Raw genomic sequence first — 14,977 nt, forward strand, 5'->3', positions numbered from 1 at the left:
ACCCGGTTATCACGAAGACGCTAAAGAAAGATGACAGCGTCAGTCTACCGATGTTCCGTCGAACGTTAAAAATTTTAAAAGGGGTCAGCTTGTTCGTTTCGCAGTGCGGTAAATCGGGTTAAATCAGCATTTATTGCGAGGCTTTTCGTCAATCCGGCAATTTTTGCGATCGGCCGACGCGCAGCGCGGCGGACGTGCGCACCGCATCGAAGCCGGCGTCGAGCATCGCTTCGGCGTCGTTCCACAGATTGCCGCGCAGCCGGTTGGTCCAGATCATCGACGCGAACACGCCTTCGAGCAACGACACGAGATAGACGGCGGCCAGATGCACGTCGAGATCGGCCGCGAGCTCGCCGGCCGCGATCGCGCGGCGCAGCAGCGCCTTGGTAATACGCAGCATCTGCAGCTCGAGCAGCATGCGGCGCCGCTGCAGCGCGCCGTTTTCCTCGCTCTGCTCGCACTTCGTATAGAGGATCACCAGCACGCGCTGCATCGAGCCCGGCTCGCCGCACTGCTGCAGATAATGCGACGCGGCGTGCCGCAGCGTGTCGAGCGCGGGCAGGCCGTCGCTCGCGTCGAAGCCCTCCGAGGTGCGCGCGAACGCACGGTCGCACATCGCCAGACACACTTCCATCTTGTTGCGGTAGTGGCCGTACACGGCGCCGCGCGACATGCCTGCGGCCTCGGCGAGGTCCGCCATCGCGGTTTGTGCGACGCCTTTCTCGAGCAGCACGAGTTCGGCGGCGTCGAGGATCCGGTGCTTGATGGCGAGCGATTCTTCCCGGGTCTTGCGAGCCATGTTCTGAAATTCCTTACGTTTCGCTGTCGTTTTATTGAGACAGTATGACAGCGGGATGGAGACGGCGATTTATTTAATCAGTCGTGACTGATTATAATCGGCCACCCTGAGCCGCATTTTATCGGCGGCGAACGATCCGAGGTCACCATGAATAACAATCGCTCCCTGTCGCGCCGCCTCCGGCTGGCGCCATTCGCGCTGGCGGCCGTGCTCGCCGTGGCCGGATGCGGAAAGGGCGAGAAGGACGCGGCGCCGGAGGCCGCGCGCAAGGCGACGGTCGTGACGGTGCGCCCGAGCGCCGTCGCGATGAGCGTCGAGCTGCCGGGCCGGCTCGACGCATACCGGCAGGCCGAGGTGCGCGCGCGCGTCGCGGGCATCGTCACCGCGCGCACCTACGAGGAAGGCCAGGAAGTGAAGCAGGGCGCGGTGCTGTTCCGCATCGATCCGGCGCCGCTGAAGGCCGCGCGCGACGCCGCGCAGGGCGCGCTCGCGAAAGCGCAGGCCGCGGCGCTCGCGGCGAGCGACAAGCGCCGGCGCTATGCGGATCTCGTGCGCGATCGCGCGGTCAGCGAACGCGATCATACCGAAGCCGTCGCGGACGACGCGCAGGCGAAAGCCGAGGTCGCCTCCGCGAAGGCCGAGCTTGCGCGCGCGCAACTGCAGCTCGACTACGCGACCGTCACCGCGCCGATCTCGGGCCGCGCGCGGCGCGCGCTCGTCACCGAAGGCGCGCTGGTCGGCCAGGACCAGGCGACGCCGCTGACGACGGTCGAGCAGCTCGACCCGATCTACGTGAACTTCTCGCAGCCGGCCGCCGACGTCGACGCGCTGCGCCGCGCGGTGAAGAGCGGCCGCGCGACCGGCATCGCGCAGCAGGACGTCGCGGTGACGCTGCTGCGCGCGGACGGCACCGCCTATCCGCTGAAGGGCAGGCTGCTGTTCAGCGACCTCGCGGTCGATCCGACCACCGACACCGTCGCGATGCGCGCGCTGTTTCCGAACCCCGATCGCGAACTGCTGCCGGGCGCGTACGTACGCATCGCGCTCGACACGGCGATCGACCGGCAGGCGATCCTGGTGCCGCGCGACGCGCTGCTGCGCACGACGGACCGCACGTCGGTGCGGGTGGTCGGCGCGAACGACAAGGTCAAGGACGTCGAAGTCGTCGCGGACCGGATGAGCGGCCGCGACTGGCGCATCACGCGCGGCCTGTCGGGCGGCGAACGCGTGATCGTCGACGACCCCGCGCAGTTCGCGCCCGATACCGCGGTGAAGCCCGTCGAGCAGGCGCTGCCGGCGAAGGCGGCGCCGCCCGCGGCCGCGTCGAATCCGGCCGCCCGTCAAACCTGACCGGTTCATACCAACATGGCACGTTTCTTCATCGATCGCCCCGTATTCGCGTGGGTGATCGCACTCTTCATCATGCTGGGCGGCGCCTTCGCGATTCGCGCGCTGCCCGTCGCGCAGTATCCGGACATCGCGCCGCCCGTCGTCAGCATCTATGCGACCTATCCGGGCGCGTCCGCGCAGGTCGTCGAGGAATCGGTGACGGCGCTGATCGAGCGCGAGATGAACGGCGCGCCGGGGCTGCTGTATACGTCCGCGACGAGCAGCGCCGGGATGGCCTCGCTGTACCTGACCTTCCGGCAGGGCGTCAACGCCGACCTGGCGGCCGTCGAGGTGCAGAACCGCCTGAAGACGGTCGAGGCGCGGTTGCCCGAGCCCGTGCGGCGCGACGGCATCCAGGTCGAGAAGGCGGCCGACAACATCCAGCTCGTCGTGTCGCTGACCTCCGAGGACGGCCGGATGACCGACGTGCAGCTCGGCGAATACGCATCGGCGAACGTCGTGCAGGCGCTGCGGCGCGTGGACGGCGTCGGCAAGGTGCAGTTCTGGGGCGCCGAATATGCGATGCGGATCTGGCCGGACCCGGTGAAGCTGGCCGGTCACGGACTGACCGCGTCGGACATCGCGTCGGCCGTGCGCGCGCACAACGCGCGCGTGACGGTCGGCGACATCGGCCGCAGCGCGGTGCCGGACAGCGCGCCGATCGCGGCGACCGTGTTCGCCGACGCGCCGCTGAAGACGCCGGCCGATTTCGGCGCGATCGCGCTGCGCACGCAGGCCGACGGCTCCGCGCTGCTGCTGCGCGACGTCGCGCGCATCGAGTTCGGCGGCAACGACTACAACTATCCGTCCTACGTGAACGGCAAGGTCGCGACCGGCATGGGCATCAAGCTCGCGCCGGGCTCGAACGCGGTGGCCACCGAGAAGCGCGTGCGCGAGACGATGGACGAGTTGTCCGCGTATTTCCCGCCGGGCGTCAAATACCAGATTCCGTACGAGACGTCGTCGTTCGTGCGCGTGTCGATGAACAAGGTCGTCACGACGCTGGTCGAGGCCGGCGTGCTGGTGTTCCTCGTGATGTTCCTGTTCATGCAGAACCTGCGCGCGACGCTGATCCCCACGCTGGTCGTGCCGGTCGCGCTCGCGGGCACGTTCGGCGTGATGTATGCGGCCGGCTTCTCGATCAACGTGCTGACGATGTTCGGCATGGTGCTCGCGATCGGCATCCTCGTCGACGATGCGATCGTCGTCGTCGAGAACGTCGAGCGGCTGATGGTCGAGGAAGGGCTCGGGCCGTACGACGCGACCGTCAAGGCGATGCGGCAGATCAGCGGCGCGATCGTCGGGATCACCGTCGTGCTGACCTCGGTGTTCGTGCCGATGGCGTTCTTCGGCGGCGCGGTCGGCAACATCTACCGGCAGTTCGCGCTGTCGCTCGCGGTGTCGATCGGCTTCTCCGCGTTCCTCGCGCTGTCGCTGACGCCCGCGCTGTGCGCGACGCTGCTCAAGCCGGTGTCGGACGCGCACCACGAGAAGCGCGGCTTCTTCGGCTGGTTCAACCGCTTCGTCGCGCGTTCGACACAGCGCTACGCGACGCGCGTCGGCGCGATGCTGAAGAAGCCGCTGCGCTGGCTCGTCGTGTACGGCGCACTGAGCGCCGCCGCCGCGCTGATGCTCACGCAACTGCCGAGCGCGTTCCTGCCCGACGAGGACCAGGGCAACTTCATGGTGATGGTGATCCGCCCGCAGGGCACGCCGCTCGCGGAAACGATGCAGAGCGTGCGCGCGGTCGAGTCGGCGATCCGCCGCGACGAGCCGGCCGCCTATACGTATGCGCTCGGCGGCTTCAACCTGTACGGCGAGGGGCCGAACGGCGGGATGATCTTCGTCACGCTGAAGAACTGGAAGGAGCGCAAGGCCGTGCGCGATCACGTGCAGGCGATCGTCGAGCGCGTGAATGCGCGCTTCGCGGGCACGCCGAACACGACGGTGTTCGCGATGAACTCGCCGGCGCTGCCCGATCTCGGCTCGACGAGCGGGTTCGACTTCCGGCTGCAGAACCGCGGCGGCCTCGAGCATGCGGCGTTCGCCGCCGCGCGCGAGCAGCTGCTCGCGGCGGGCGGCAAGGATCCCGCGCTCACCGACCTGATGTTCGCGGGCACGCAGGACGCGCCGCAGCTGAAGCTCGACATCGATCGCGCGAAGGCGTCCGCGCTCGGCGTGTCGATGGACGAGATCAACACGACGCTCGCGGTGATGTTCGGTTCCGACTATATCGGCGACTTCATGCACGGCACGCAGGTGCGGCGCGTGGTCGTGCAGGCCGACGGGCTGCACCGGCTCGATCCCGACGACGTGAAGAAGCTGCGCGTGCGCAACGCGCGCGGCGAGATGGTGCCGCTCGCGGCGTTCGCGACGCTGCACTGGACGCTCGGGCCGCCGCAGCTCACGCGCTACAACGGCTATCCGTCGTTCACGATCAACGGCTCGGCCGCGCCCGGCCACAGCAGCGGCGAGGCGATGGCCGCGATCGAGCGCATCGCCGCGCAGCTGCCGGCCGGCATCGGCCATGCGTGGTCGGGGCAGTCGTTCGAGGAGCGGCTGTCGGGCTCGCAGGCGCCGATGCTGTTCGCGCTGTCGGTGCTGGTCGTGTTTCTCGCGCTCGCGGCGCTCTACGAGAGCTGGTCGATTCCGTTCGCGGTGATGCTGGTCGTGCCGCTCGGCGTGATCGGCGCGGTGCTCGGCGTCACGTTGCGCGGGATGCCGAACGATATCTATTTCAAGGTGGGGCTGATCGCGACGATCGGGCTGTCCGCGAAGAACGCGATCCTGATCGTCGAAGTCGCGAAGGACTTGGTCGCGCAGCGACTGTCGCTCGTCGACGCCGCGCTCGAGGCCGCGCGCCTGCGGCTGCGGCCGATCGTGATGACGTCGCTCGCGTTCGGCGTCGGCGTGCTGCCGCTCGCGTTCGCGTCGGGCGCGGCGTCCGGCGCGCAGCGGGCGATCGGCACCGGCGTGCTCGGCGGCGTGATCACCGCGACCGTATTCGCGGTGTTCCTGGTTCCGCTGTTTTTCGTGATCGTCGGCCGCCTGTTCGACGTCGGCCCGCGCCGGCGCGGCGCTGCGCAACCGACGACGATGGAGGGATCGTGATGATGTTTCGCCTGAATGCACGCGCGGCGCAGCGCACCCCGGTCGCGCTGGCGGCCGTGCTCGTGCTCGCGGGCTGCTCGCTCGCGCCGCGCTACGAGCGCCCGGTCGCGCCGGTGCCGTCCGCGTATGCGCCCGTCGACGGCGGCGCGGCCGTCGCATCCGGGCCGTCCGGCCCGTCCGCCGATGCCGCGCTGCTCGACGACTGGCGCGCGTACTTCACCGATCCGGCGCTGCGCGCGTGGATCGACGCGGCGCTTGCGAACAACCGCGACCTGCGGATCGCGGCGGGCCGCCTCGACGAGGCGCGCGCGCTGTACGGCGTGCAGCGCGCCGAGCGGATGCCGTCGGTCGACGCGAATCTCGGCTACGAGCGCACGCGGCAGTACGACCCGGTCGTGCGCGAAAGCGCGGTCAGCGGGCTCTATCGCGCGGGGGTCGGCATCAGTGCGTACGAGCTCGACCTGTTCGGCCGCGTGCGGAGCCTGTCCGACGCGGCGCTGGCCGAGTATTTCGCGACGGCCGAAGCGCAGCGCACGGTGCGGATCGGCGTGATCGCCGAAGTCGCGGGCGCGTATGTGTCGGAACGCGCGCTTCACGAACAGCTCGCGCTCGCGCAGCGCACGCTCGACGCGCGCGAACGGATCGCGGCGCTCACGCAGCGCCGCTATGCGGCCGGCACGAGCGACGCGATCGAGCTGCGTTCGGCCGAGATGCTGGTCGCATCCGCGCGCGCATCGCAGGCCGCCTTGCAGCGCGAGCATGCGCAGGCGGTGCGGGCGCTGCAACTGCTCGCGGGCGATTTCGCGCGCAACGTGCCCGGCGACGCGACGACGCTCGACGCGCTCGCGATCGCGCCCGTGGCGCCCGGTGCACCGAGCGAACTGCTCGAGCGGCGGCCCGACATCCGGCAGGCCGAGGCACGGCTCAAGGCCGCGAATGCGCAGATCGGCGCCGCGCGCGCGGCATTCTTCCCGCGCATCGCGCTGACGACCGACGTCGGTTCGGTCAGCGATGCGTTCTCGGGCCTGTTCGCGGGCGGCACGAGCGTATGGACGTTTGCACCGCGCATCACGCTGCCGCTGTTCGCGGGCGGTCGCAATCGCGCGAACCTCGACGTCGCGACCGCACGCACGCATATCGCGGTCGCCGAATACGAGAAGACCGTGCAGACCGCGTTCCGGGAAGTGGCCGACGCGTTCGCCGCACGCGACTGGATCGATCGGCAGCTCGTCGCGCAGCAGGACGTTTACGCGGCCGACGGCGCGCGGCTGAAGCTGGCCGAGCGTCGCTACGCGGGCGGCGTCGCGACCTATCTCGAACTGCTCGATGCGCAGCGCAGCACGTACGAATCGGGCCAGGAACTGATCCGGCTCAAGCAGCTCAGGCTCGCGAACGCGATCGCGCTGTACCGCGCGCTCGGCGGCGGCTGGACGCCTGCAGCGGCGCAGGGCGCGGCCGACGCGTGATGCTGTCGCGCGTCGAAGCGGCGATGGGGCGGGGCGATGCGCCGTCGCTGCTTCGAGCGCCGGCATGACCGTGCGATCGCGCCGGCGACAGCGTCGGCGCACATTCTCCATCTGACGGACCGGGGCGGCGCGGCAGCGCCGCTCTCCATCCACCTCTCATCCAGGCGACCGGCTGCGTCGCCGTCCGGCACGCACCGCGTTGCGCCCGCTTTCCTTTCCCCAGTCGATTTCATCATGCGCGGTTTTTAACGCGCCATTTGACGAATCGATTAATCCATGTATTGAACCGAATAAGGGCGGCAAAGTGTCGCAGTAAAACGTTTGTATAGGTGTCGCAATCGTTTGCGCATTACGCCGGCTTAAAAGAAAAATACCGGTTCATTTCTTATCAGTTGAATATCGCCGGGCGGTTTGGTTGCGGCAGGACAACATTGGCGGAGTTTGACAGTATTTTGTCGTGTCGCGGCCGGATTCCTCGTCAGTCAATACTGGCAAGGCTTCGCGACCTTACTCGGAGCGTCGTTCAGAAATCTTCTTGATCTTCAATCGGTTCCGTAAATTAAAAAAGGACTGCGGATCAAAATAAAGCCATTGCAAACCGTCGAGAAATGGTCGGTTTGAAAGATCGGCAAACCGACATTGTCATTTGCAATTTAACAATGATTTACAGAATTCTTTCAACCTTATCTCGATAATGCGGCCTCGTGTCGGACGGGAGCCAACCACACGCTGCCGTTTATGTCCGTCACGTCGTCCATCCAATCTGCAATCCTTACGGAAACGCCATGAAAAAAACCCTCCTGACCGCCGTCGCACTCGCCGCCCTGTCCACCTCGGCCTTCGCGGAAGGCACCGGCACGATCAACTTCACGGGCGAGATCGTTGCAGGCGCATGCGGCATCGACTCGGGCTCGGACAACCAGACCGTGAACCTCGGCAAGGTGCCGACCCACGTGTTCAAGCAGGCCGGCGACAAGTCGACGCCGACCAAATTCGACATCAAGCTGACCGACTGCGACACCAGCATCGCGCAGAACGCGTACTTCACGTTCACGGGCACGTCGAGCGCAGGTGAGCCGAAGCTGCTGGCCACGATCGGCTCGGCCACCAACGTCGGCATCCGACTGCAGGCCGCATCGGGCGAATACCTCGACAACGGCGTCGAGCAGAAGGCGCCGACCGTGCTGCAGAACGGCACGAACGTCGCCCGCTTCGCCGCGATGTACGAAGCGACCGCAGCCAGCGTGACGCCGGGTACGGCCGACGGCGTCGCGAACTTCACGGTTCGCTACCAGTAAGCGTCTCGACGGGAGGAGGGGTGCGCGCACCCTCCCTCCCGCTTTCTTTCCCTCCTGTTTTCCTTCTCCCCGGACTTTCGGTAGCACCGCGTGCGAATCAGACATTCCTTCCTTTGCGTCTCCGTGCTGGTCGTCGGCAGCCAGAGCCATGCGACGGAATTCAATTCGTCGTTTCTGAGCATCGACGGGGCGAGCAACGTCGACCTGTCGCAGTTCTCGCAGGCCGATTTCACGCTGCCGGGCGAGTACATGCTCGACGTGCAGGTCAACGACCTGTTCTACGGGCTGCAGTCGATCGAGTTCGTCGCACTCGACGCATCGGGCGCCGGCAAGCCGTGCCTGCGACCGGAACTGGTCGCGCAGTTCGGCCTGAAGCCGTCGCTGCTGAAGGACCTGCCGCGCTTGCAGGGCGGACGCTGCGTCGATCTCGGCGCGATCGAGGGCGCGACCGTGCGCTACCTGAAAGGCGACGGGCGACTCAAGATCACGATTCCGCAGGCCGCGCTCGAGTTCACCGACTCGACCTACCTGCCGCCGGATCGCTGGTCCGAAGGGATCCCGGGCGCGATGCTCGACTATCGCGTGATCGCGAACACCAACCGCAACTTCGGCGCGGCCGGCGGGCAGACGAATTCGGTCCAGGCCTACGGGACGGTCGGCGCGAACTGGGACGCATGGCGGTTTCGCGGCGACTACCAGGCGCAGTCGAACGTGGGCAACACGGTGTACGCGGACCGCACGTTCCGCTTCAGCCGGCTTTACGCGTTCCGCGCGCTGCCGTCGATCCAGTCGACGGTGACGTTTGGCGACGACTATCTCAGCTCCGACATCTTCGACACGTTCGCGCTGACGGGCGTGTCGCTGCGCAGCGACGACCGCATGCTGCCGCCTTCGCTGCGCGGCTATGCGCCGCTGATCTCGGGCGTCGCGCGCACCAACGCGACCGTGACCGTGTCGCAGGCGGGCCGCGTGCTGTACGTGACGCGCGTCTCGCCGGGCGCGTTCGCGCTGCAGAACATCAACACGAGCGTGCAGGGCACGCTCGACGTCGCGGTCGAGGAAGAGGACGGCAGCGTACAGCGCTTCCAGGTGACGACCGCGGCCGTGCCGTTCCTCGCGCGCACCGGGCAGCTCCGCTACAAGGCCGCGATCGGCAAGCCGCGCCTGTTCGGCGGCGCGGGCATCACGCCGTTCTTCGGCTTCGGCGAGGCCGCCTACGGGCTGCCGTTCGACGTCACCGTGTACGGCGGCTTCATTGCCGCGTCGGGCTATACGTCGATCGCGCTCGGCGTCGGCCGCGACTTCGGCACGTTCGGCGCGCTGTCGGCCGACGTCACGCATGCGCGTGCCCGCCTGTGGTGGAGCGGCGCGACGCGCAACGGCAACTCGTACCGCATCAACTATTCGAAGCACTTCGACGGGCTCGACGCCGACGTGCGCTTCTTCGGCTATCGCTTCTCCGAGCGCGAATACACGAACTTCGCGCAGTTCTCGGGCGACCCGACCGCGTATGGCCTCGCGAACAGCAAGCAGCGCTATTCGGCGACGCTGTCCAAGCGCTTCGGCGACACCTCGACCTATTTCTCGTACGACCAGACGACCTACTGGTCGCGCACCTCCGAGCAGCGCGTGGGCCTGACGCTGACGCGCGCGTTCTCGATCGGCGCGCTGCGCAACCTGAACGTCAGCGTGTCGGCGTTTCGCACGCAGAGCGCGGGCGCGAGCGGCAACCAGTTTTCCGTTACCGCGACGCTGCCGATCGGCGGCCGCCACATCGTCTCGTCGAACCTGACGACGGGCAACGGCAGCACCAGCGTCAACGCGGGCTACCTGTACGACGCCGCGGACGGCCGCAGCTACCAGGTCAACGCGGGTGCGACCGACGGGCGCGCGTCGGCGAACGCGAGCTTCCGCCAGCGCACCTCCGCGTACCAGCTCACCGCGCAGGCGTCGACGGTCGCGAACGCGTATGCGGCCGCGTCGCTCGAAGTCGACGGCTCGTTCGTCGCGACGCAGTACGGCGTCGCCGCGCATGCGAACGGCAACGCGGGCGATACGCGCCTGCTGGTGTCGACCGACGGCGTGCCCGACGTGCCGCTGTCCGGCACGCTCGCGCATACCGACTCTCGCGGCTATGCGGTCCTCGACGGCATCTCGCCGTACAACGTGTACGACGCGGCCGTCAACGTCGAGAAACTGCCGCTCGAAGTGCAGGTGACGAACCCGATCCAGCGCATGGTGCTGACCGACGGCGCGATCGGCTTCGTCAAGTTCTCCGCCGCGCGCGGCAGCAACCTGTACCTGACGCTGACCGACCCGGCCGGCAAGCCGCTGCCGTTCGGCGCATCGGTGCAGGACGCGGCGAACGGCAAGGAGCTCGGCATCGTCGGCGAGGGCGGCGCCGCCTACCTCACGCAGGTGCAGCCGAAGTCGTCGCTCGCGGTGCGCGCGGGCGAGCGCACGCTCTGCACGATCGGCACGCTGCCGAACCAGCTCCAGCTCGAAGGCACGCCGATCCCGGTGACGTGCCAGACGCCCGGCGAGCCGCATGCAGCGGCCGCACGGGACGAACGATGATTTCCACAGATCTTGCGATGAACCCTTCCTACTCCGTTTCTTTCCTGCGGCGCGCATCGTGCGTGCTCGCCACCGCCGGCGCACTGCTGGCCGGCGCCGCGCAAGCGGCGATCGTGCCGGACCGCACGCGCGTGATCTTCAACGAAGGCGAGCAGGCCGCGATCGTCACCATCACCAACAAGAGCACGACCTATCCGTATCTGGTGCAGTCGTGGCTTGAGGATGCGAACGGCAACAAGATCACGTCGCCGCTGATGGTGGTGCCGCCGCTGCAGCGCGTCGAGGCCAACGAGCGCAACGTGCTGCGGATCGCGAAGCTGCCCGGCACCGCGCTGCCGGCCGATCGCGAATCGGTGTTCTACCTGAACATCCGCGAAGTGCCGCCGAAGACCGACACGCCGAACGCACTGCAGATCGCGCTGCATACGCAGATGAAGCTGTTCTACCGGCCGAAGGCCGTGCAGCCGGCGCGCGACGAGGACTGGACGCTGCCGATGACGCTGCGCGTCGACGCGGCCGCGCACCGGCTCGTGTTCGACAACCCGACGCCGTATCACGTGACCGTCGTCGACGTCAGCGCGGGCGCGCAGAAGACGCCGGTGCCGATGGAGCCGGTGATGGTGAGCCCGATGGCCAGGGCCGAGGTGCCGTTCAAGGCCGCGACGCCGTCGACGCTGTTCGTCACGCATATCGACGATTACGGCGGCCAGGTGGCGGTCGAGTATGCGTGCGATGCGGGCGCCTGCAGGAGCGTGAAGAAATGAGCGGCGTCCGCTTCAACCCGGGGGCGATCCGCCTGCCGGCATGGCTCGGGTGGTGCGCATTCGTGTTCTGCCTGATGCTGGCGCAGCCGGCTTGGGCCGTGCGCTGTGTCGCGAACGGCGGCGGCACGCTGCTGACCGAGTCGATCGGCAACGTCGCGTCGTATCCGACCGATGCGCCGGACGGCTACGTGATCTGGGTGTCGCCGCCGCGCACGACGACGGGATACTGCTACAAGGATCTCGGCGGCGACATGAAGACGTTCGGCGAATGGATCTACTTCTATGCGAACCCCGAGCAGCAGAATCCGGCCGCATGGGGGCTCGAGATCGGCATCCGCTACCTCGGACAGGACTACTTCGGCCGCAGCAGCCAGCCGGGCGACGGCGTGCAGACGAAGACGTACGTCGAGCCGTGCACGCTGAGCGATGCCGCCGTGAAGGCCGGGCGCTGCGAGAAGTTTCCGTTGAGCATCACCTACCAGGTGGTGGTGCGCAAGCGCGGCAACTGGGTGCGGCCGCCGTCGGACATCTATGCGGTGTTCCAGTTCGACGGCAAGGGCGGCCTGAACTACATCAACCCGAGTTTTCGCTACAAGCTGAGCGGCCTGCAGAATCTCAAGCCGACGCCGTGCATCGTCGACGTGAAGGTCACGCCCGAACCGGGCGTCGTGAAGTTCGGCCAGATCCAGGCGACCGGCAACGGCTTTTCGCCGACGGTGCCGCGCAAGCCGTTCAGCGTCGCGCTGACCAAGCAGTGCAACGTGGCGGTGCGCGTGGACGGCTACTTCGAAACCGCGCAGACGGTGCGCAACGGGCTGCTGGTGCCGGAAGCGAACAGCAATTTCGGGATCGGCATCGAAGACCGCAGCGGCAAGGCGATTCCGTTCAACGAGCAGTTCGTGCTCGCGCAGATGCCGGGCAACGTCAACTATCAGAGCGTGACGCTCGATGCGGTGCTGAAGTCGTTCGGACCACCGAAGATCGGTCCGTTCAACGGCACGGCGACGATCCGGCTGTTCATCTACTGATTCGCATGCGGCTTCGCGCCGCGCGTGGAATCGGGATAGGGGCGGTCAGTTAACCTGACCGATCCCCTCCCACACCACCCGGCATGCGGGTCCGCACCGGGCGGTTGGAATGGTTGAGGTTGCCGGGCTTGTGTTGCTCCCGACCCGACACCCAGGTTCGCTGTTGTCTGCTTCACCGAAACTGATTCCTCGCTGCCTGGGCCTGTCGGGCTTCACCCTATCCACCGTTCGGCGAGCTTCACTTACGCGAACATCTGAGGCTATTCACTTCCGAGAACCAGAGGGCTTGCCCTCCCATTCCTTCGGCCCTTCGCTGGCAGCTTTAGCCTTCCCGGCCACACCACCTCACTACTACGGCCTCTGCTGACTTCTCGCTCCGGTCTGCACCGTCGCCCTTTCAGGCACAAGGCGAGATCTCCCCAGGTAAGAACGCACTCCTTCATCGCACAACCGCCGTATTTACGCCGCTTCGCTTTGGTCACGAGAGCTTTGCGGTTTGTTGCCCGCTCGCCCTGCTCGGCAGCGCCTTCTATACGGTTCTTGTCCATCGGCTCGCGATTTACGCTCCACGCTTCCTCCCCACACTCGGTCGCCCTCATGCAGTTGCGCTTCACTTCATTCGCCATGACCAGCTTATGGCGGGACTTTCACCCGCAGGAGTGCGCCCATGCTGGGCGCACAACAAAAAAAGCGCCGGCATGCCGGCGCTTCGCGTGTACTGCGGGACGCTTATCGCACCCAGCGGCACACCTTGTGATGATGGTGTTCGAAGTGGCAAACGCGGTGCGGATGCGCTTCGGCGATGGCCGGCACCAGCACGGCGGCGGCGACGGCAGCGGCGGTCAGGGTTTTCAGTAGCGTTTTCATGTTGAGGTCCTGTTGTTGAGGATCGAGTCACACGGGAAGGGGAAGGGCGCTACCACTGCGGGCGCTGATCGTCGCGACGATCGTCTCGGCGGTCGTCATGTCCGCCGGGATGCTGCGCTTCCCAGTCGCGGCGCTCCCAGTAGCGATGTCCGTCCCAGTAACGATCGCCATGCCAGCCGATCGTGACTTCCGCCGGAGCGGGGTAGGCGACGCAGCCCGTCAGCATCACACTCGACAATGCACCCGCCATGACAGCCGATAACACGATGGTCTTCATGTTGTTCTCCCTTGGAAACGGCAATTCGATCGTACGAGCCCCATAAATTTCACGTGGTAATAAGTTGCTACGGCAAATGACAAGGGAGCCCGTTTCGTCAGGTCGATGAAAGCCCACCGCCGCGCCGCACGCGCGTCGCTTGCGCGGCGACCCGGCGCTTTGCCGCACGGGCCGGTCGTTTCGCCCAAGGCTCGCGCGCCGACCGCTGCTTTCATGTCGAAAGCCTGTCGTGGAGCCAAATTCTTGCGTCGGGTCCGTCTGTTCCAGCAACGATCCCGATCATTATTCAGACAAATCCCGCCTGTCGGCAGGGGTATCCCGTAATCGGATTGAGAATGATTTGCGTTTACGTTAAATTTCGCTATCTCGGAATTTGACGGAGCAGATCGATGGCAATGGCGGACGTGCTCGAACGACCGGTCGCGACGACGGCCAACCCGTTCCCCGGCAGCTATCCGGAGCGGCCGCCACGCCCCGCGCCGCGGGCGCGCAGGGCCGCCGAGCCGCGCGCACAGGGCGCGCTGCTCGACGTGCTGATCGCGCATCGCGCGATGCTCGTCAATGTCGCGCGCGGCTTCGTCGGCTGTGCGAGCCGGGCCGAGGATGTCGTGCACGACGTCTTCATCAAGCTCGTCGAGTTTCCGGACCAGGACGCGGTGCGCCAGCCGGTCGCGTACGTGACGCGGATGGTGCGCAACGCGTCGATCGATGCGTGCCGCCGACAGAATCTCGAAAACGTCTATCACACGGAAGAGGACGACGGCTTCGACGTGCCGTCGCCCGAGCCGACGCCGGAGGCCGCGCTGCTGACGCGCGACACGCTGCGGCGCGTGTGGGCCGCGCTCGACGACCTGCCGGCGCGCAGCCGCGCGGCGTTCGAGATGGTGCGGCTGCGCGAGGAGACGCTGCAGACCGCGGCGCGCGCGCTGAACGTGTCGCAGACGCTCGTGCATTTCATGGTGCGCGACGCGGAGCGTCACTGCGCGGAATGTCTCGACGCCTGCCATCGCGGCGTCGCCTGCCCGGTGTTCCTGGGCGGCCGCGCACGGCGGCGGTAAAAATTCGCGCCGGCCAATCGTCTTTCAGGCAGGAGCGGTCGCATCGCCGCTTCGCCTCCTTCAACCGTTTCCCGCTTTTTCGACCATGACGCAAGCCACGACGCCTTCCGCCGACACCGACGATCTCGTCTACACGGTCGTCATCAACGACGAAGAACAGTATTCGATCTGGCCGACCTTCCGGCCCGTGCCGGCCGGCTGGCGCGAGGTCGGCGTGCGCGGGCCGAAGGCCGACTGTCTCGCGCACATCGAAACCGCGTGGACCGACATGCGCCCCGCGAGCCTGCGCCGCGCGATGGACGGCGAGCGCGCGTCGAGCGCATCGTGATCCGCTGCGCCGCGA

General features: G+C 67.1%; 12 protein-coding genes. 9 read left to right on the forward strand and 3 right to left on the reverse strand.

What is annotated here, in order from left to right; all coding sequences use genetic code 11:
* Positions 1–148 precede the first annotated feature (148 nt).
* Positions 149–799, reverse strand: coding sequence for a TetR family transcriptional regulator (locus WS57_RS26655; RefSeq protein WP_009688732.1), 651 nt, complete (start codon positions 797–799; stop codon positions 149–151).
* A 147-nt stretch (positions 800–946) separates the two neighbouring features.
* On the opposite strand from WS57_RS26655, the gene WS57_RS26660 reads away from it, so the two are divergent.
* The 7 genes from WS57_RS26660 (at position 947) to WS57_RS26690 (ending at position 12,432) form a co-directional block, all read left to right on the forward strand.
* On the forward strand, positions 947–2,149 hold the full coding sequence (locus tag WS57_RS26660; RefSeq protein WP_069245068.1) for a MexX/AxyX family multidrug efflux RND transporter periplasmic adaptor subunit: 1,203 nt from the start codon (positions 947–949) through the stop codon (positions 2,147–2,149).
* Positions 2,150–2,164: 15 nt separating this feature from the next.
* Complete coding sequence (locus WS57_RS26665; protein ID WP_069245069.1) at positions 2,165–5,299, forward strand: multidrug efflux RND transporter permease subunit; 3,135 nt, start codon at positions 2,165–2,167, stop codon at positions 5,297–5,299.
* Positions 5,300–5,301: 2 nt separating this feature from the next.
* Positions 5,302–6,765, forward strand: a complete 1,464-nt coding sequence (locus WS57_RS26670; protein ID WP_069245490.1) for an efflux transporter outer membrane subunit — start codon at positions 5,302–5,304, stop codon at positions 6,763–6,765.
* A 785-nt stretch (positions 6,766–7,550) separates the two neighbouring features.
* Positions 7,551–8,063: a fimbrial protein gene (locus WS57_RS26675; RefSeq protein ID WP_009694785.1), complete on the forward strand. Its 513-nt coding sequence runs from the start codon at positions 7,551–7,553 to the stop codon at positions 8,061–8,063.
* A 123-nt stretch (positions 8,064–8,186) separates the two neighbouring features.
* Positions 8,187–10,640 carry a fimbria/pilus outer membrane usher protein gene (locus WS57_RS26680; protein ID WP_069245070.1) on the forward strand — a complete coding sequence of 818 codons (2,454 nt, stop codon included), beginning with the start codon at positions 8,187–8,189 and terminating at the stop codon, positions 10,638–10,640.
* A gap of 17 nt (positions 10,641–10,657) precedes the next feature.
* Complete coding sequence (locus WS57_RS26685) at positions 10,658–11,404, forward strand: molecular chaperone (RefSeq protein ID WP_059514592.1); 747 nt, start codon at positions 10,658–10,660, stop codon at positions 11,402–11,404.
* Positions 11,401–12,432, forward strand: a complete 1,032-nt coding sequence (locus WS57_RS26690) for a fimbrial protein (protein ID WP_069245071.1) — start codon at positions 11,401–11,403, stop codon at positions 12,430–12,432. The genes WS57_RS26685 and WS57_RS26690 overlap by 4 nt, the downstream gene beginning before the upstream one ends.
* 729 nt (positions 12,433–13,161) lie before the next feature.
* On the opposite strand, the gene WS57_RS37725 is transcribed toward WS57_RS26690, so the two are convergent.
* Both WS57_RS37725 and WS57_RS26695 read right to left on the reverse strand, forming a co-directional pair.
* The gene (locus WS57_RS37725; RefSeq protein ID WP_014897078.1) at positions 13,162–13,299 is read right to left on the reverse strand and encodes an HHHH-motif protein; all 138 of its coding nucleotides are present in this window, start codon (positions 13,297–13,299) and stop codon (positions 13,162–13,164) included.
* 49 nt (positions 13,300–13,348) lie between these two features.
* Positions 13,349–13,576, reverse strand: coding sequence for a hypothetical protein (locus WS57_RS26695; protein ID WP_040127387.1), 228 nt, complete (start codon positions 13,574–13,576; stop codon positions 13,349–13,351).
* Positions 13,577–13,965: 389 nt separating this feature from the next.
* Here WS57_RS26695 and WS57_RS26700 point away from each other — a divergent pair, with 389 nt between their 5' ends.
* A complete protein-coding gene (locus WS57_RS26700; RefSeq protein ID WP_059479359.1) occupies positions 13,966–14,634 on the forward strand; it encodes an RNA polymerase factor sigma-70 in 669 nt (222 codons plus the stop codon).
* 85 nt (positions 14,635–14,719) lie between these two features.
* Complete coding sequence (locus WS57_RS26705) at positions 14,720–14,962, forward strand: MbtH family protein (protein ID WP_009694729.1); 243 nt, start codon at positions 14,720–14,722, stop codon at positions 14,960–14,962.
* Positions 14,963–14,977 lie beyond the last annotated feature (15 nt).

Origin of the sequence: Burkholderia pseudomultivorans, from assembly GCF_001718415.1 — a bacterium.
Classification (GTDB): Bacteria; Pseudomonadota; Gammaproteobacteria; order Burkholderiales; family Burkholderiaceae; genus Burkholderia; species Burkholderia pseudomultivorans_A.

Excerpts from the sequence above, each read along its gene's own strand:
- WS57_RS26655 (WP_009688732.1), bottom strand. The coding sequence starts at position 799 with ATGGCTCGCAAGACCCGGGAAGAATCGCTCGCCATCAAGCACCGGATC.
- WS57_RS26660 (WP_069245068.1), top strand. The coding sequence starts at position 947 with ATGAATAACAATCGCTCCCTGTCGCGCCGCCTCCGGCTGGCGCCATTC.
- WS57_RS26665 (WP_069245069.1), top strand. The coding sequence starts at position 2,165 with ATGGCACGTTTCTTCATCGATCGCCCCGTATTCGCGTGGGTGATCGCA.
- WS57_RS26670 (WP_069245490.1), top strand. The coding sequence starts at position 5,302 with ATGTTTCGCCTGAATGCACGCGCGGCGCAGCGCACCCCGGTCGCGCTG.
- WS57_RS26675 (WP_009694785.1), top strand. The coding sequence starts at position 7,551 with ATGAAAAAAACCCTCCTGACCGCCGTCGCACTCGCCGCCCTGTCCACC.
- WS57_RS26685 (WP_059514592.1), top strand. The coding sequence starts at position 10,658 with ATGAACCCTTCCTACTCCGTTTCTTTCCTGCGGCGCGCATCGTGCGTG.
- WS57_RS26690 (WP_069245071.1), top strand. The coding sequence starts at position 11,401 with ATGAGCGGCGTCCGCTTCAACCCGGGGGCGATCCGCCTGCCGGCATGG.
- WS57_RS37725 (WP_014897078.1), bottom strand. The coding sequence starts at position 13,299 with ATGAAAACGCTACTGAAAACCCTGACCGCCGCTGCCGTCGCCGCCGCC.
- WS57_RS26695 (WP_040127387.1), bottom strand. The coding sequence starts at position 13,576 with ATGAAGACCATCGTGTTATCGGCTGTCATGGCGGGTGCATTGTCGAGT.
- WS57_RS26700 (WP_059479359.1), top strand. The coding sequence starts at position 13,966 with ATGGCAATGGCGGACGTGCTCGAACGACCGGTCGCGACGACGGCCAAC.
- WS57_RS26705 (WP_009694729.1), top strand. The coding sequence starts at position 14,720 with ATGACGCAAGCCACGACGCCTTCCGCCGACACCGACGATCTCGTCTAC.